Consider the following 17,216-nt stretch of genomic DNA (forward strand, 5'->3'; position numbering starts at 1 on the left):
ATCGATAGTGCCAATCTTACCGCTTAATCCAGCCCAATACACGTGAAGACAGGTTTTCAGTGGTGGTTTGAGACTGGCAACAGGCGGGTTTGCTAGCGTCGTGTGCCGGATCGCCGGATTGCAACACCTGCTGGTAAACATTGCTGGCACGGTTGCCGGTCCGGCAAAAACCCAAAGCCTGACCTGGGTGTTGCGTCAGAAGATCGCGTAACTGGGCGACATCGCTAGCCTGGATCTGGTTGGGGATGACTGGAATATAGGCATAGTGCAAGCCTAGTGCCTGCGCCTGTTCTGCCAGTATGGCATTGGCGGGTTGCGCTTCACCGCCTTCACCATCTGGTCTGAAGTTGATCACCAGTTTAAAACCCTGGTCGGCTATTTCCTGCATATCAGCGGCAGTTAACTGACCGGCGACACTGAAGCGCTGGTCTATTTGTTTGAATTGCATACTTGACTCCTAAGCACTTTCGAAACGGACAGCCTGCTGGCAGAACTCGCGGTGTAACACCTGTATCACTGCCAGTGCGGCCGGGCTGCTGATACGGTAAAACACATTTTTGCCTTCGCGGCGGGTGATCACCAGCTGCGCTTCACGCAGGACTGTTAATTGTTGTGACAGGCTGGGTTGTCGTAAATTCAAATTGCTTTCCAGGGCGCTGACGGATTTTTCTCCTTGCGAGAGCTGGCATAACAACATCAGTCTGTCGCTATTGGCCATCACCTTCAACAGGCTGCTGGCCTGGTCGGCCGATGCTCTTAACTGTTCAAAAATATTGGTTGTGATCTCAGACATTGCATACTACCCCTATGAAGAACATTATTTTTATATTGTATGAATTGGTGTTTTCGAATCATCTGACAGTGACTGCGTGTCACTGCCATGACGGCTGATGATCCAATTATGATAAAGTTTATCGCATAAAAGTCTGTCGTGGTTCTTTCTGCGTGACTTCATGTGCACAGAAGTTCATGTGTATAGACACGCTGACTCAGACATCAACAAAAACAATTCGGGGCAAAAATACATTATGCAATCACTATCATGGATGAGTCTTTTTCCGCAGCTGGAAGCGCTGGAAGAGTCAGGCAAAAAATTATTGTTACAGTACGCGCGTATCGTTGAAGCGCCGGTAGGCACCATAGGTTATCAGGAGGGTGATCACTGCAGTGGCTATGTGTTACGCCTTAAAGGCCGTTCGCGTGTCTACAAGATGTCAGCCAGCGGACGCGAGATCCTGCTCTACCGCGTGGGTGCCGGTGAGACCTGCGTCATTACCACCACCTGCCTGCTGGGCAATAGCCAGTACCCGGCTTCTACCATAGTCGAAGAGGCGATCGAAGATGTGGTGGTGCCGGATGCGATCTTTCAGCGGCTGATGATAGATTCGCCGGTATTCAGGCAATACGTGATGCAGAATTACGGTGCGCTGATCAGCGACCTGATCGTGTTGCTGGACGAAGTGGCTTTCCAGACGCTGGACGCACGGCTGGCCAAATGTCTGCTCGATATAGGCAACAACACCATACAGCGCACACACCAGCAGATCGCCGATGAACTGGGCACTGCGCGCGAAGTCATCAGCCGCCAGTTAAAACGCCTGGAGCAAAAGGGCTGGCTGAGCATGGGCCGTGGCGTGATCGAGATCCAGCAGCGTGGCGAGTTACTCAAGCTGGCCAACAGCAGCCAGTAACATGCGCGCTGTATCTTGCGCGATACAAATCCTCCACACACCGATACATACCGCAGTCCTCCACCGTGATTGAATGCACGTTATGCAAATAACTGCATCAAGCAGGCTGTTGAGAGGAGAAAGAGTATGCGTAAACTGATAGGTTTAAGTGTGGTATTGATGGCAAGTAGCCAGATAGCGCTGGCTGATGCGCAATTTATAGACCGGGCGAGAGTGCTGTCTGTCAGCCCGCAAGTGAAGCAGATCAACCAGCCCCGCCAGGAATGCCATACCGGCTATGTCAGGGAAAGTGTCTATGAGCAACCGGCACGTTCTAACACCGGTGCCATTATCGGTGGCGTGGCCGGTGGTTTGCTGGGCAGCACCATAGGTAAAGGCGGTGGCCGTGTCGCCGCCGCCGCGGTAGGTGCCGGCGTGGGGGCCATCGTCGGTGACCGCGTGGGTAATCAGAATGTATACACCCGTGAGCGGGTGGTGACGCGCCCGGTAGAGCAGTGTGTGGTGGTTGACCAGTGGCAGACCGTGACCACCGGCTATGTCGTTAACTACGAATATCAGGGTCGCCAGTACAGCACAGTGATGGACAGAGACCCGGGCCCGGTGATGGATGTGAGCGTGTTGATGAGGCCGCAATACACCCAGATCCAGCCTGCGCCTGTGATTTACCGTCCGGCGGCTTACCGTGCATCTGACTATCGTGTGTCAGATCACCGCCCTAAAGCCAATAAAGGGCACGCCGGGCACAACAAGCCACGTCGTTACTGGGAATAAAGGCTGGCAGCGCCTGAATTAAGCTGCTGAAGTAAAAAACGCGATACCTGTAAAGGTGTCGCGTTTATGCTTTGAGTAGCACGATCACGGCGCCGCTGCCGCCATCTGTCTGCCTGGCCTGGGCATAGGCGATCACTTCATCTTTTTGCATCAGCCAGTTGCGCAATTTGTGCTTGAGTACCGGCTCCTTATTCCTTGAACCCAGGCCTTTGCCATGCACGATGCGTACGCAACGCAGGCCGCGCTTTTTGCAACCGGCGATAAACTCGGACACATACAGCCTGGCCTCATCACTGATCAGCCCATGCAGATCAATATGCGCCTGCACCACCCAGTGGCCGCGGCGCAGTTTGCTCAATACCAGGGGCGACTGGCCGTCACGCAGGTAGAGCAGTTCTTCGCCGCTTTCCAGTTCATAAGCGGGGATATAGTGGTCACTCAAAGAATCGATCAGCGCCTGCTGTTCGTCGCGTATCAGTTGCCGCGGGATAGGTTTGGGCTTTTTCGGGCTGTGGAGTATGCGCTTGGGAGCGACCGGGCGCGCGCCTTTGACAGCTTCGTGGAACAGCTGAATGTCGTCGTCATCCTCAGTGTTGGTCGCATCCTTGGTCATGGCGATAGTTTATTAGCTCGTGTCAGCTTTTAAAAGAAAAAAAGCGCAGTCAGCTTGATTTGCCTGACTGCGCTTTTGATTTAGCTGGCTATTTATTCCAGGCTGGTCAGATAACGCTCTGCATCCAATGCGGCCATACAACCGGTGCCGGCACTGGTCACCGCCTGGCGGTAAATATGGTCCTGCACATCACCGGCAGCAAATACACCTGGGATATTGGTCGCGGTAAAGTTACCCTGGCGGCCGGCCTGGGTGACGATATAACCGCCTTCCATCTCCAGCTGGCCTTCAAAGATCTGCGTATTCGGCTGGTGGCCGATGGCGATGAACACGCCTTTCAATGGCACGTCCTTGCTGGTGCCGGAGTTGACGTCTTTCACGCGCATGCCGGTGACGCCAGTGTTGTCGCCCAGCACTTCATCCAGAGTGTGGAAAGTCTCCAGCACTACTTTGCCTTCTTTCACGCGTTCCATCAGCTTGTCTACCAGTATGGCCTCTGCCTTGAACTTGTCGCGTCTGTGCACCAGCGTCACCTTGCTGGCGATGTTGGACAGATACAGGGTTTCTTCCACCGCCGTATTGCCGCCGCCTATCACCGCTACTTCCTGGTTGCGGTAGAAAAAGCCATCGCAGGTGGCACAAGCGGAAACGCCTTTGCCGGCAAAAGCTTCTTCGCTGGGCAGGCCCAGGTATTTGGCTGAGGCACCAGTGGCAATGATCAGGGCATCGCAGGTGTATTCACCGTTATCGCCCACCAGGCGTATCGGTTTTTCTTTCAGGTGCGTGGTGTGGATATGGTCAAAGATCATTTCGGTATTGAAACGCTCGGCGTGTTTTTGAAAACGCTCCATCAATTCCGGTCCCATCACGCCGTCAGCATCCGCAGGCCAGTTATCTACTTCAGTCGTCGTCATTAATTGACCACCTTGCGCCAGGCCGGTAATGAGCACCGGACTTAAATTGGCACGGGCCGCATAAACGGCTGCACTGTAACCGGCAGGGCCAGAGCCCAGGATCAATAAACGCGCATGCTTGGTCGCCATACTTTTCTTTCTTTTTGCTAAGGGATATTTTCAATAAAATGGGGATGAAATCACCTGTTGCAAGGTGTCATCCCCAAGTTCAGGTGCTAAATATTGCTTTATGGAAAAGAATTACTTTTCCAACAAGCTACGCATAGGGTTTTTTGGCTACGGCCGTTTCACTTAACATCGGCTGCGCCAAGTTAGCCTTCGCCGAAAAACCGCATCGTAGTTTATTTTTCTAATAAGCTACGTAACATCCATGCGGTTTTTTCATGTAGTTGCAAACGCTGGGTCAGCAAATCAGCGGTGGCTTCATCAGCGGCTTTTTCAGCGGCAGGGAACACGCTACGGGCGGTCCTACAGACCGCTTCGTGACCAGCGACCAGTTCGCTGATCATATCCTGTGCTTTAGGCACATCGATGGTTTCTTCAATAGAAGTCAGTTTGGAAAATTGCGCGTAAGTGCCCGGGGCATATACACCCAGTGAACGGATACGCTCGGCGATCAGGTCGACTGCCAATGCCAGCTCGGTATATTGTGTCTCAAACATCAGGTGCAGGGTATTGAACATCGGGCCAGTGACATTCCAGTGGAAGTAATGGGTTTTCAGATACAGGGTATAAGTATCTGCCAACAGTTTTGATACGCCCTCAGCAATTTCGTGCCTGTCTTTATTATTAATACCGATATCCATGATGTCTCCTTGTTGTCGTTGAATGTATTTTAAAAGCTAGAGTGCCTGTGTGCAATTTGATTTTGTTATAATCATTTAAGTTCACTTGCGTAAAGAAAGAGATAACGCATTGTTTTTTAATAAAAAAAATGTATCCAACGCACGTTTGGAAAAAGTATCGACAGAAAAACAACTGCGCGATGCCAAACTGCTGCGCGAAGTCGGCTGGATCGCATTGGCCGCCCTGGGGGTATTTCTGGCCGTCATCCTTGCATCATACTCGCATGAGGACCCGGGATGGACACACGCCATAGGCGAGAATGACATTATTCACAATGCCGGTGGCACGGTAGGCGCCTGGATCGCCGATGTATTACTTTCGCTGTTCGGTTTTTCGTCATGGTGGTTCGTGGTATTGGCGTTTTATGTGGTGTGGCTGATGTATCAGCGCCTGCATCTGGATGCCATGGAAAGACAGGACTGGTGGCTGAACGGCGTCGGCTTTGCCTTGTTACTACTGGCTTCGGCGGCACTTGAGTCCGGCCACCTGGTCAGTTTTCCTGCCGATTTTCCGCTGAAACAGGGCGGCGTGATAGGCAGCGGTATCGATCATCTGCTGCGCAATATGTTCGGCTTTGCCGGTTCTACCATGCTGTTGCTGGTGCTGTTCGCCACTGCTTTCAGCCTGTTCACCGGCTGGTCGCTGATCAGTATGAGCGAGCGTCTGGGCGAGTGGGTGATACAGTTTCACCAGTGGAGCACGCTCAAGTTTCAGGACTGGCAAGACCGCAAAGTCGGGCGCCAGGCCCTGCAGGCGCGTGAAGAGTTTGTCGAGGCTGAGCGCAAGCGGGTGGAAGACCGCAAGCCGGTGGAGATCAGTGTGCCTGAAGTGCTGGTGGTGCCCAGTGAGCGTGTGGTCAAGGAAAAACAGGCAGTATTGTTTGAAAGCATAGGCCAGGAAGGCCTGCCCGCGCTGCATCTGCTGGATGCGCCTAATCAGTCGGTGGAACTGCAATCGGCAGAGACGCTGGATTTCACTTCGCGCCTGATAGAACGCAAACTGATGGACTTTGGCATAGAAGTCAAAGTAGTGATCGCCCAGCCTGGCCCGGTCATCACGCGCTATGAGCTGGATCCGGCGCCCGGGGTAAAAGGCAGCCAGATCACCAATCTTTCCAAAGACCTGGCGCGGGCATTATCCGTGATCAGCGTGCGTGTGGTCGAGACCATCCCCGGCAAAAGCTATATGGGCCTGGAGATCCCCAACCCCAAACGCCAGATCGTGTCCCTGTCGGAAATCATGGGCAGCCAGGCCTATGCCGACATGAATTCACCGATCGCCATCGCCATGGGTAAGGATATCGCCGGCAAGCCTATCGTGGCTGATCTGGCAAAAATGCCGCATGTACTGGTGGCGGGTACTACCGGCTCGGGTAAATCGGTGGCGATCAATGCGCTGATCCTGAGTCTGCTCTACAAATCTGAAGCCAATCGTGTGCGCATGATACTGATAGACCCGAAAATGCTGGAGTTGTCAGTCTATGAAGGCATCCCGCACCTGCTGGCACCAGTGGTGACAGATATGCGCCAGGCAGCCAATGCGCTGAACTGGTGTGTGGCCGAGATGGAGCGCCGCTATAAACTGATGTCCACCCTAGGTGTACGTAACCTGGCAGGTTATAACCAGAAGATACAGGAAGCCAAAAAACAGGGTAATTCTATTCCGCACCCGTTCAGCCTGACACCAGATGAGCCGGAGCCACTGGACGAAATGCCATTGATCGTCGTCGTCATCGACGAACTGGCCGACCTGATGATGGTGGTCGGCAAGAAAGTGGAAGAGCTGATCGCGCGCCTGGCGCAAAAAGCGCGGGCGTCGGGTATCCACCTGGTGCTGGCGACACAAAGGCCTTCAGTCGATGTGATCACCGGCCTGATCAAGGCCAACGTGCCGACGCGGGTAGCTTTCCAGGTATCCAGCAAGATAGACTCACGCACCATCCTCGACCAGATGGGTGCCGAGACCCTGCTCGGTCAGGGCGATATGCTCTACCTGCCGCCAGGCAGCGGCTATCCGCAACGTATCCATGGCGCCTTCGTCAGCGATGGCGAAGTGCACAATGTAGTCAATTTCCTCAAGGCGCAGGGTGAACCTAATTATATAGAAGGCATTCTGACCAATGAGACCGAAGGTGGTGACATCGATGGTGTGTCCGGCGGCGATGATGCCGGTGGCGAAAAAGACCCGCTGTATGATGAAGCGGTGGCAATCGTGCTGAAAACCCGCCGTGCGTCTATCTCCTCAGTGCAGCGTCAGCTGCGCATAGGCTATAACCGTGCGGCAAGATTGATAGAAGATATGGAGCGTGCAGGTTTGGTATCCGCGATGCAAAGTAATGGTAACCGTGAAGTCTTAGTGAAAGCAGGTGGCGACCATGAGTAAACAGTCATTCAACTACAAAGGCCTGGCCGTGTTTTTTTCCCACGCGGCTAGCGCCGGCGCACGCAGAGTAGCTGCGGTTATAGTGCTCAGCACTTTATTCTCCCCCTGGTTCGCCCACGCCGATGGCGTCGATGATTTAAAGCAGTTCTACCAGTCTACTCAATCGATGCGTGCGCAGTTCAAGCAGACCGTGTTCGACCAGAAGGGCCGCAAGCTGCAAGAGGTCAATGGCAATATGCTGTTGCAGCGGCCCAACAAGTTCCGCTGGGATTACCAGAAGCCCTACGAGCAGCAGATCATCAGCGATGGCCAGCAGGTATTCTTGTTTGATATCGATCTGCAACAGGTCAGCGTGCGTACGCTGGACAAGGTGCTAGGCACCAGCCCGGCCGCTTTACTGGCAGGCGGGCCCAATGTGGAGGAGAGTTTCCGTCTCACGCGCCTGGTCGATTATGAAGGTCTGCAACGCGTGCAAGCCAAGCCCAAACAAAAAGACAGCGGCTTTCAGGTGGTGATCATTTCCTTTAATCATGGCAAGCTGGCCGAGATGCGCCTGGTGGATGCCTTCAATCAAAGCACACATATCGTGTTCTCTGCGGTAGAGGTGAACCCGTCGCTCAACACCACACAGTTCCTGTTTACTGTTCCCAAAGGGGTGGATGTGGTCGGTGAATAAACATTCACCGGCACCCAGGCACTATGGCATCCCTGTTTGAACCACAAACACCTTCTTCTGTCCCGCTCGCCGAGCAACTGCGCCCGAAAACTCTGAATGAGGTGGTAGGGCAAACGCATCTGCTGGGCGAGGGTAAGCCGTTACGGCGCGCGTTTGAATCCGGCAAGTTGCCTTCCATGATACTGTGGGGGCCACCTGGTGTGGGTAAAACCACCCTGGCGCGCCTGATCGCGCAAACCGCAGAGGCCGAGTTTGTGCCTTTGTCCGCGGTATTGTCCGGCATCAAGGATATCCGCGAAGCGGTAGAACGCGCCGAGCTGACCCTGCAGCAGACCGGCCGCAACACCATATTGTTCGTCGATGAAGTGCACAGATTCAACAAAGGCCAGCAGGATGCTTTCCTGCCGTTTGTCGAGAGTGGGCTGATCACCTTTATCGGTGCGACGACCGAGAACCCTTCATTTGAAGTCAACAGCGCCTTACTGAGCCGGTCGCAAGTATTCGTGCTGACCGCGTTGACTGAAGATGAGCTGGCGGAGTTACTTGAACGCGCACGTCTGAAAATGGCGCCAGACATCAGTGTGAATGATAAAGTCAAAGAGCAGATACTGGATTATGCCGATGGCGATGCCAGGCGCTTGCTGAATTTTGCAGAAGGCTTGTTTAACGGCGCTCTGGTGGCGAAGATCAGTACCATTGATGATGCATTCCTGCAATCCAGCATGGCCAGCAAGCTGCGCCGCTTTGACAAAGGCGGCGAGGCATTTTATGACCAGATTTCGGCCCTGCATAAATCAGTACGTGGTTCCAACCCGAATGCCGCCCTGTACTGGTTCATGCGCATGCTGGATGGCGGTGCAGACCCGCTTTACCTGGCACGCCGCATCGTACGCATGGCGGTAGAAGATATAGGCCTGGCTGACCCAAAAGCGCAAACCATCGCGCTGGAGGCTATCCAGATCTACGAGCGTTTAGGCTCGCCGGAAGGTGAGCTGGCCCTGAGCAATGCTGTGATCTACCTGGCAGTAGCGGCTAAAAGCAATGCTGCCTATATGGCCTATAATCAGGCCAAAGCATTTGTCGCGCAGGATAAATCGCGCATGGTGCCCTTGCATCTGCGCAACGCGCCGACCAAACTCATGAAGGCGCTGGATTATGGCAAAGAATATCGCTACGCACACAATGAGCCTGACGCTTATGCTGCCGGTGAACAGTATTTCCCCGATGATTTACCGGCACAGGAGTTTTACCAGCCCACCTCGCGTGGATTGGAAGGTAAAATAAGCGAAAAACTGAATCACCTGAAAGACCTGGATAGAAAAGCTAAGAAATAACTCAGCCACAGAGGTCACAGAGCTCACAGAGAAAACCACGCTTAGTCAGTGTCATAAAAAGAATTTCTCTGTGAACTCTGTGTTCTCTGTGGCTAATAAAAATTAAGGTAATTATGCTAGATATACAACAACTTAGAAACGACCTGGACAATGTCACTGCGCGGCTGAAAGCGCGCAAGTTTGATTTTCCGGCCGATGTGTTTAAAGCGCTGGAAGCCGAGCGTAAAACCATACAGACCAATACCGAAAACCTGCAGGCGAAACGCAACACTGCTTCCAAGCAGATAGGCATAGCCAAATCCAAAGGTGAAGATGCCAGCGCCATTCTCGCAGAAGTGGCTGGCCTGGGTGATGAGCTCAAGGCCGCCGAAGCGCAGTTGAGCGAAGTGCAGGCCAAGCTGCAGGCATTGATGCTGAATGTGCCTAACTTGCCGCACGAAAGCGTGCCAGCCGGTGCGGATGAAAGCCAGAATATAGAGGTTCGCCGCTGGGGCACACCGCGCAGTTTCGATTTTCAGGTGAAAGACCACGCCGATGTCGGGGCGCCACTGGGTTTGGATTTCGATACCGGGGCCAAGTTGTCTGGTGCGCGTTTTACCCTGATGAAAGGCCAGATCGCCAGGTTGCACCGTGCCATCGCCCAGTTCATGCTGGATACGCAAACCGAGAAACATGGTTACACCGAGTGCTATACGCCGTATATGGTCAACCGCGAGACGCTGGTAGGCACCGGGCAATTACCCAAGTTTGAGGAAGACTTGTTTGTCACGCCGCATAACGATAGCAAGCTGTACCTGATCCCGACTTCAGAAGTGACGTTGACCAATACCGTGCGTGACGAGATCGTGGCACTGGAATCACTGCCGATCAAGCTGACCGCGCATACGCCTTGCTTCCGCTCCGAAGCCGGTTCTTATGGCCGCGATACCAAGGGCATGATACGCCAGCACCAGTTCGATAAAGTCGAGATGGTGCAGATCGTGCACCCTGAAAACAGTTACCAGGCGCTGGAAGACATGGTCACCCATGCCGAAAACGTGTTGCAGGCGCTGGAATTACCTTATCGCGTGGTTGCATTGTGTACTGGCGATATGGGCTTTGGCGCTGCCAAGACCTATGACCTGGAAGTCTGGTTGCCGGCGCAGGATACCTACCGTGAGATCTCTTCTGTGTCCAACTGCGAAGCTTTCCAGGCACGCAGGTTGCAGGCCAGGTTCAGGAATGCCAATGGCAAGCCTGAGTTGCTGCATACCCTGAACGGGTCTGGCCTGGCAGTAGGGCGTACGCTGGTGGCCGTGCTGGAGAATAACCAGAATGCGGATGGCAGTGTGACTATCCCCAAAGCGTTACAGCCGTATATGGGTGGCAAGACCGCCATCACGCTTTAAGCGCCAACCTTTACTGGTGTTTCACTCTGCCCTGGCTAGCAACCAGGGCATTTTGTTATCTGCGATCTTGTATGGGTCCAGGCCAGGTTCGTAGACCGGGTAGTATTTCTGCATGATCTGGTAATAGCTGCGCACCAGCTCGGTGTAGATCACCGGCGCGCCACAGCTGCAGTAACCATGCTTGGCATTCACATAATGTTCAGGGTCATTCAGCAGCTGGTAGCCGCGTTTCACATCCGCCCAGCTATCCGGGTTAAGGCCCAGCCGTTGTGCGATGATGCGCGCATCTTCAAGGTGGCCGACCCCATTGTTGTAGGCGGCCAGGGTCATAAAGGTGCGGTCCGGCTCGGGAATACGCGCCGGCAGCCTGTCCTTGAGCCACAGCATGAATTTGGCTCCGGCCATGATGCTTTGCTGCGGGTCCAGCCGGTTGGTGACATTCATCATGTTGGAGGTTTGTTCGGTGAGCATCATCAGGCCACGCACATTGGTCGGCGAGGTGCTGTAGTTGTCCCAGTGCGATTCCTGGTAACTCAAGGCCGCCAGCAGACGCCAGTCTATATCAGTCACTTCCTGCGCGCCTTTGAACAGCCGCGTATATCTTGGCAATAAAGTGTTGGATTTGCTCAGGAAAGTCGCCACATCCACCTGTTTCAGGCGCTTGGTATGGCCATAATAGCGGTCCAGCAGATTGCGCAGGGTGCCGTCTTTTTCTATCTTCTTGAAAAACGCCTGTACCTGTTTCAGTCTTTCCTCGCCGGAAAACTTGTTCAGTGCCCAGGCGATCTTGTCGACCGGGCCCAGCATCAAGCCGGCATCCAGTTGAGGGTACAGGTATTGCATGATGGCCAGCAGATGGTTATCTGCCACGGTAAAATCTATTTCATTGCGCGCGACTGCTTCTATCAACTGCTCGGAACTGAGTTTTTCGGTTTCGCGCCAGGTCAGTTGCGGATGCTGTGATTGCAGTTCACGCATGCGTTCGACAAAACTGGTGCTTTTGGGCAGCACTATTCTTTTGTTAAGTAAGGCCTCTGGCTTGGCTGGCTCGCCGTTCTGGTCGCGGTTATACACCACCATGGACTGCACCTGGTTAAAAGCCGGCCCAAACAGGAACTGGCGTTTGCGAGAGGCAGTGATGCTGATATCCGCCGCCGCAATATCGGCATCGCCACGCATCAGGGCAGGAAACACCTTGTCAAAGCTTTCCACCACGATGAATTCAAGCTTGTAGGGCGGCCCCAGAAAATCGACAAAGCGTTTGGCCAGGTCATATTCCAGCCCGGCATAATTGTTCTGGCTATCTATGAAATAGGTATCCGGGCTGTTAATAGTGACAAAGCGGATAGTGTAGGGGTCTGGTTTCGGTTTTGGCTGCGCCGCCTGCCTGGGGCTGGCCGGCTCGTTACAGGCGAGCAACCCGCCGCACAAACAGATGATGCACAGCCATTGCCAGGCGTGACGCGTGGAAATACAGGTTAAGAAACGCATAGGTCAGGGACGAAAAGCGATCAAGCCCGCGTTTCGATCTTGCCCTGGTCTGCGATCAGTATCCTGCTGGCCAGTTTGGCAAACACGCCATGTTCGACCACACCGGGGATATTGTTGAGCAAAGTATTCAATTGATGGCTGTCTATGCTGGCGTCAAAGCGCATGTCCAGCACCAGGCTGCCATGGCTGGTGATACACAGGCCATCTTTGGCTGCATTGGGGCGCAGATCGCCGCTAGCACCCAGCGCTTCTATGCTGCGCTTGGCCGCTTGCCAGGCGAATGGCATCACTTCTACCGGGATAGGATAGTTTTCGCCTATGCGGCTGACCAGCTTGCTTTTATCGGCCACTACAATGAATTCTTTTGCCGCCTTGGCCAGCAACTTTTCCATCACCAGGTCGTAACCACGGCCCTTGAGCAGGCTGTTGTCGGCAGTGATCTCGTCAGCACCATCCACGTAGAGGTCGATCTGGCTCAACTGTGCCAGACTCAATACCGTCAATCCGGCAGACTGCGCTTTGATCATGCTGATGTTGGAGCTGGCAACTGTGGTGATACGCAGGTTCTCCTGCTGCTGGCGGGTGGCTAATGCCTCAATAAAATAATTAGCGGTGGAACCTGTGCCCAATCCCACAATCATATCGTTCTTGACGTAGCTGGCTGCTTCCAGCGCAACGGCCTGTTTATCGTTCATATGCTTTCTCCGTGCCGGATTTACTCACAAACCTGTGTCTGTGTACCGTAATCGCTCAGGCGTCTCATTATAATGCCGGTACAGCCAGCGGACGCTTGCAGTTATAATAGCAAACTCGGCAGATTCGCCAAGAACTACTCACCTAACCTGAGCAATAAGATTTTATTCCTTTATGGCAGTTTCTCTTCCCGTCATCGGACATCCGCAGCGTTTTTCTTTTCACAGTCAGGGATTGGACAGTAAAGCGCTGGCCGAACTGGCCTGTGGTTTAAAAGCAACACAATCGCCGCTGGTGATACTCACCGCCAATGCGTTTGAAGCGCAGCGCCTGATGGATGAGATCCCTTATTTCGCCAAAGGGGTAGAGGTGCATCTGCTGCCGGACTGGGAGACACTGCCTTACGATGTGTTCTCGCCGCATCCTGACCTGATCTCCGAACGTTTGTCCACGCTATACCAGTTGAGCCAGAACAAAAGCGACGTGGTGATCGTGCCTATCGCCACCGCCTTGCTGCGCCTGCCGCCGGTGGCATACCTGTCGGCGCATACCTTCATGCTGAAAAAAGGCCAGAAGCTGGATGTGGATGCCTTGCGTAGCCAGTGTGCACAGGCCGGTTACCACCATGTCAGCCAGGTGATGAGCCCGGGCGAGTTCAGTGTGCGCGGCGGGCTGGTAGATCTGTACCCCATGGGCAGTACGCTGCCTTACCGTATAGACCTGTTCGATGACGAGATCGAAACCATACGCACTTTTGACATCGATACCCAGCGCAGCGTGTACCCGGTCACCGAGATACGCATGCTGCCGGCGCGTGAGTTCCCTATGGATGAAGCCGGTATCAGCTTGTTCCGCAGCCAGTTTCGCGAATACTTTGAAGGTGACCCGCAACGCGCAAAGATCTACAAGGATGTGAGCAAAGGCACGGCCAGTGGTGGTGTTGAATGGTATCTGCCATTGTTCTTTGAGCAAACCGCCAGCCTGTTCGATTACCTGCCCAAACAAACCGTGTTGTGCCTGCATGGTGACCTGGATAAAGCAGCGCAAACTTTCTGGGCCGATGCCAACAGCCGGCACAGGCTGATGGCTTACGATGCCGAAAAACCTATTTTGCGGCCAGAGAGCCTGCTGCAAAAAACCGATGAGTTTTTCAGGCAGACGCATGCATTCGCGCTGGTGCATCAGCAGATACAAAACGTGACCACGCTGTCGCCGGTAGAAGTAGACCGCCGTGCTGAACAGCCCCTGCATAAACTGCAGGGTTTTATCCAGCAGTTTGCCGGCCGAGTGCTGATCGCGGCAGAAAGCCTGGGCCGCCGCGAAACCATCGCGCAATTGTTCAGCGAGCATGGCATCACTTTCTCACTGGCCGAAGACTGGGCCGGGTTTGAGCATAGCCAGTTCGACGTCATGCTCGGCGTCTCGCCCTTGCACCAGGGCTTTGTTGACGGCGAGCTGGCGGTCATCACTGAAGCCGAGCTGTATGCCAGCACCGTGCGCCAGCAACGCCGCCGCAACCAGGAGAAAGCGCGGAATGCCGAGGGCATGCTCAAAGACCTTTCCGAATTGCGGCTGGATGACCCGGTGGTGCACGAGCAGCATGGGGTAGGGCGTTACAAAGGCCTGGTCAACATCGATTTTGGTGAAGGCGAGACTGAATTACTGCTGATCGAGTATTTCGGCGAAGATAAATTATATGTGCCGGTCTCACAACTGTTCCTGATCTCGCGCTATTCAGGTGGCCCGCCGGAAAGCGCGCCCCTGCATAGACTGGGTAGCGGCCAGTGGGAAAAAGCCAAGAAAAAAGCACTCAAGCAGATCCGCGATACTGCGGCTGAATTGCTTAATCTATACGCACAACGCGCCGCGCGCCGGGGCCATGCCTTTACCCTGAGCCTGCAAGATTACGAAGCTTTCTGTGAGGGGTTCCCGTTTGAAGAAACACCAGACCAGCTGGAAGCGATAGAGAATGTCATTAAAGACATGCAATCAGGCCGCCCCATGGACAGGCTGGTGTGTGGCGATGTCGGCTTTGGCAAGACCGAAGTCGCCTTGCGGGCTGCCTTTGTGGCCGTGATGGGTGGCCGCCAGGTCTCTGTGCTGGTGCCTACCACTTTGCTGGCAGAACAGCACTACCAGAATTTTGTCGACCGCTTTGCCGAATGGCCGATCAAGATCGCCGAGATCTCGCGTTTCCGCACTGCCAAAGAGCAGGCAGAAGCGCTCAAGGGCCTGGAGAATGGCAGCATAGATATCATCATCGGTACCCACAGGCTGATCCAGAAAGACGTGAAATTCAAGAACCTGGGGCTGGCTATCCTCGATGAAGAACACAGGTTCGGCGTGCGCCAGAAAGAGCAGATGAAAGCCCTGCGTGCCGAGGTGGATGTGCTCACCCTGACCGCGACGCCTATCCCGCGTACCCTGAGCATGGCCATGGAGGGCCTGCGCGAGTTTTCTGTCATCTCCACACCACCGCAAAAACGGCTGGCGATCAAAACCTTCCATACCGAATATTCAGAAGGCATCATCCGCGAAGCGGTGATGCGCGAATTCAAACGTGGCGGCCAGGTGTATTTTCTGCATAACGAGGTCGATACCATTTATGTGATGAAGGAAAAACTGGAGAAGTTCTTACCCGAAGCGCGTATCGCCATCGGCCATGGCCAATTGCGTGAACGCGAGCTGGAATACGTCATGCGCGATTTCTACCAGCAACGCAGCAATTTGTTGCTGTGTACTACCATCGTTGAGACCGGCATCGATGTGCCCACCGCCAACACCATGATCATCAACCGGGCCGATATGTTCGGCCTGGCGCAGTTACACCAGTTGCGTGGCCGCGTCGGCCGCAGCCATCACCAGGCTTATGCCTATCTGCTGACAGACCCGCACCGTACTATCACGCCACAAGCACAGAAACGGCTGGATGCGATACAGCTGCTGGAAGACCTGGGTGCCGGTTTCCACCTGGCCATGCATGACTTGGAGATACGCGGCGCAGGCGAACTGCTGGGCGATAGCCAGAGCGGGGAGATGCAGGAGATAGGCTTCACTTTGTATTCCGATATGCTCAACCATGCCGTGAAACAGCTGAAAGCGGGTAAAGAACCTGACCTGGATTCGCCGCTGGGGGTGACCACAGAGATCAACCTGCATACGCCAGCCTTGCTGCCCAACAACTATTGCCCGGATGTGCATGAGCGACTGGTGCTGTATAAACGCCTGGCCAACTGTGAGGACGACGAAGCCCTGGATGTGATGCAGGAGGAGCTGATAGACCGCTTCGGCTTGCTGCCAGAGCCAGGTGAAGCCCTGATCGCCTGCCACCGCCTGCGCATCGCCGCAAAACCGCTGGGCATCATCAAGGTGGATGCCTCGGATGCGGCCATACAGTTGCAGTTCAATGTCAAAGCCGATCTAGACCCGATGAAACTGGTCAGTCTGCTGCAACGCGACAAGCGCTGCCGTATGAACGGCCCGGATAAATTGCGCGTCACCGTGCAGCTGGGCAACCTGAATCACCGGGTAGAGCTGGTTAAAACGCTATTGAAAGAATTCAGTTAGCGCGCTTTTACAATGATGGTGCACGCGAGCAATAAATCGGCGTCACCGTAAGGTTATCTCAGCTTATTGAGGTGGTTACACAGTCACAATGACAGGCATGGACGCGTGATCGCTTTGACCGTATGATTGTGACGCACGCGGCCATAGCAGAAAAAAACGAGCGAGCAAAAAAGCTCACAACAGACAATGACATTATTTGGTAGAACAATATGCTGGAAAAAATCTTAGCCGCAGTCGCCACCTGGATCATGGCCGTCATCTCCACCATGGGCTATGGCGGTATCGTATTATTAATGGCGATCGAATCTGCCTGTATCCCTTTGCCTTCAGAGATCATCATGCCGTTTGCCGGTTTCCTGGTCACCAAAGGGGAGATGACCTTGTGGGGCATCGCCCTGGCCGGGGCGATAGGCTGTGTGGTGGGGTCTATCCCCGCCTATTACCTGGGCATGTACGGCGGCCGGCCGCTGGTTGAAAAATACGGTAAATATGTACTGATCAGCAAAAAAGACCTGGATATGGCAGACCGCTGGTTTGCCGAGCATGGCGAGATCATTATTTTTATTGCCCGACTGTTACCCGCCGTGCGCACTTTTATCGCGTTTCCGGCCGGTGTGGCACGCATGAACATGACACGCTTTATCGCCTATACTTTTGTCGGCTCACTGCTCTGGTGCTGGGCGCTGGGGTATATCGGCATGAAAGCCGGCCAGCACTGGGAAGATCTGAAAGTCTATTTCCATGAATCGCATTACGTGATCGCCGCACTGGGTGTGATATTCATCGTCTGGTATGTGCGCAGGCATTTTAAGAACGAGCACGACGCATAAACAAACGCCATGCATAAACA

15 protein-coding genes are annotated in these 17,216 nt (G+C 54.1%); 8 read left to right on the top strand and 7 right to left on the bottom strand.

Annotated features, from left to right (window positions below; all coding sequences use genetic code 11):
• Window positions 1-16: 16 nt before the first annotated feature.
• Both ACT6RZ_RS04230 and ACT6RZ_RS04235 read right to left on the bottom strand, forming a co-directional pair.
• Window positions 17-448, bottom strand: coding sequence for a TIGR01244 family sulfur transferase (locus ACT6RZ_RS04230; protein ID WP_444700944.1), 432 nt, complete (start codon window positions 446-448; stop codon window positions 17-19).
• Between the two features lie 9 nt (window positions 449-457).
• Window positions 458-793 carry a metalloregulator ArsR/SmtB family transcription factor gene (locus tag ACT6RZ_RS04235; RefSeq protein ID WP_444700945.1) on the bottom strand — a complete coding sequence of 112 codons (336 nt, stop codon included), beginning with the start codon at window positions 791-793 and terminating at the stop codon, window positions 458-460.
• A 253-nt stretch (window positions 794-1,046) separates the two neighbouring features.
• Between ACT6RZ_RS04235 and ACT6RZ_RS04240 the strand changes: the two genes are divergently transcribed.
• Together ACT6RZ_RS04240 and ACT6RZ_RS04245 are read left to right on the top strand one after the other, a co-directional pair.
• Complete coding sequence (locus ACT6RZ_RS04240) at window positions 1,047-1,691, top strand: Crp/Fnr family transcriptional regulator (protein ID WP_444700946.1); 645 nt, start codon at window positions 1,047-1,049, stop codon at window positions 1,689-1,691.
• A gap of 126 nt (window positions 1,692-1,817) precedes the next feature.
• Entirely contained in the window at window positions 1,818-2,462 is a 645-nt protein-coding gene (locus tag ACT6RZ_RS04245) for a glycine zipper 2TM domain-containing protein (protein ID WP_444700947.1), read from the top strand.
• A gap of 64 nt (window positions 2,463-2,526) precedes the next feature.
• On the opposite strand, the gene ACT6RZ_RS04250 is transcribed toward ACT6RZ_RS04245, so the two are convergent.
• The 3 genes from ACT6RZ_RS04250 to ACT6RZ_RS04260 all read right to left on the bottom strand — a co-directional run bounded on the left by ACT6RZ_RS04250 (window position 2,527) and on the right by ACT6RZ_RS04260 (window position 4,795).
• Window positions 2,527-3,075 carry a Smr/MutS family protein gene (locus ACT6RZ_RS04250; RefSeq protein ID WP_444700948.1) on the bottom strand — a complete coding sequence of 183 codons (549 nt, stop codon included), beginning with the start codon at window positions 3,073-3,075 and terminating at the stop codon, window positions 2,527-2,529.
• A 92-nt stretch (window positions 3,076-3,167) separates the two neighbouring features.
• Entirely contained in the window at window positions 3,168-4,118 is a 951-nt protein-coding gene (gene trxB / locus ACT6RZ_RS04255; RefSeq protein ID WP_444700949.1) for a thioredoxin-disulfide reductase, read from the bottom strand.
• 212 nt (window positions 4,119-4,330) lie between these two features.
• Complete coding sequence (locus ACT6RZ_RS04260) at window positions 4,331-4,795, bottom strand: Dps family protein (protein WP_444700950.1); 465 nt, start codon at window positions 4,793-4,795, stop codon at window positions 4,331-4,333.
• A 109-nt stretch (window positions 4,796-4,904) separates the two neighbouring features.
• Between ACT6RZ_RS04260 and ACT6RZ_RS04265 the strand changes: the two genes are divergently transcribed.
• The 4 genes from ACT6RZ_RS04265 (at window position 4,905) to serS (ending at window position 10,615) form a co-directional block, all read left to right on the top strand.
• Complete coding sequence (locus ACT6RZ_RS04265) at window positions 4,905-7,217, top strand: DNA translocase FtsK (RefSeq protein WP_444700951.1); 2,313 nt, start codon at window positions 4,905-4,907, stop codon at window positions 7,215-7,217.
• Window positions 7,210-7,893 carry an outer membrane lipoprotein chaperone LolA gene (gene lolA / locus ACT6RZ_RS04270; protein WP_444700952.1) on the top strand — a complete coding sequence of 228 codons (684 nt, stop codon included), beginning with the start codon at window positions 7,210-7,212 and terminating at the stop codon, window positions 7,891-7,893. Before ACT6RZ_RS04265 ends, lolA begins: the two co-directional genes overlap by 8 nt.
• A 23-nt stretch (window positions 7,894-7,916) precedes the next feature.
• On the top strand, window positions 7,917-9,227 hold the full coding sequence (locus tag ACT6RZ_RS04275) for a replication-associated recombination protein A (protein ID WP_444700953.1): 1,311 nt from the start codon (window positions 7,917-7,919) through the stop codon (window positions 9,225-9,227).
• A 113-nt stretch (window positions 9,228-9,340) separates the two neighbouring features.
• The gene (gene serS / locus ACT6RZ_RS04280; protein WP_444700954.1) at window positions 9,341-10,615 is read left to right on the top strand and encodes a serine--tRNA ligase; all 1,275 of its coding nucleotides are present in this window, start codon (window positions 9,341-9,343) and stop codon (window positions 10,613-10,615) included.
• A gap of 21 nt (window positions 10,616-10,636) precedes the next feature.
• On the opposite strand, the gene mltF is transcribed toward serS, so the two are convergent.
• Both mltF and rpiA read right to left on the bottom strand, forming a co-directional pair.
• Window positions 10,637-12,106 (bottom strand): membrane-bound lytic murein transglycosylase MltF, encoded by a 1,470-nt coding sequence (mltF, locus tag ACT6RZ_RS04285; protein ID WP_444700955.1) that lies wholly within the window; start codon window positions 12,104-12,106, stop codon window positions 10,637-10,639.
• A 20-nt stretch (window positions 12,107-12,126) separates the two neighbouring features.
• Complete coding sequence (gene rpiA / locus ACT6RZ_RS04290) at window positions 12,127-12,801, bottom strand: ribose-5-phosphate isomerase RpiA (RefSeq protein WP_444700956.1); 675 nt, start codon at window positions 12,799-12,801, stop codon at window positions 12,127-12,129.
• A gap of 172 nt (window positions 12,802-12,973) precedes the next feature.
• Between rpiA and mfd the strand changes: the two genes are divergently transcribed.
• Window positions 12,974-16,366 (top strand): transcription-repair coupling factor, encoded by a 3,393-nt coding sequence (gene mfd, locus ACT6RZ_RS04295; RefSeq protein ID WP_444700957.1) that lies wholly within the window; start codon window positions 12,974-12,976, stop codon window positions 16,364-16,366.
• 209 nt (window positions 16,367-16,575) lie between these two features.
• On the top strand, window positions 16,576-17,196 hold the full coding sequence (locus ACT6RZ_RS04300; RefSeq protein ID WP_444700958.1) for a DedA family protein: 621 nt from the start codon (window positions 16,576-16,578) through the stop codon (window positions 17,194-17,196).
• Window positions 17,197-17,216: the final 20 nt, after the last annotated feature.

Source organism: Methylophilus sp. (assembly GCF_052437885.1).
Classification (GTDB): Bacteria; Pseudomonadota; Gammaproteobacteria; order Burkholderiales; family Methylophilaceae; genus Methylophilus.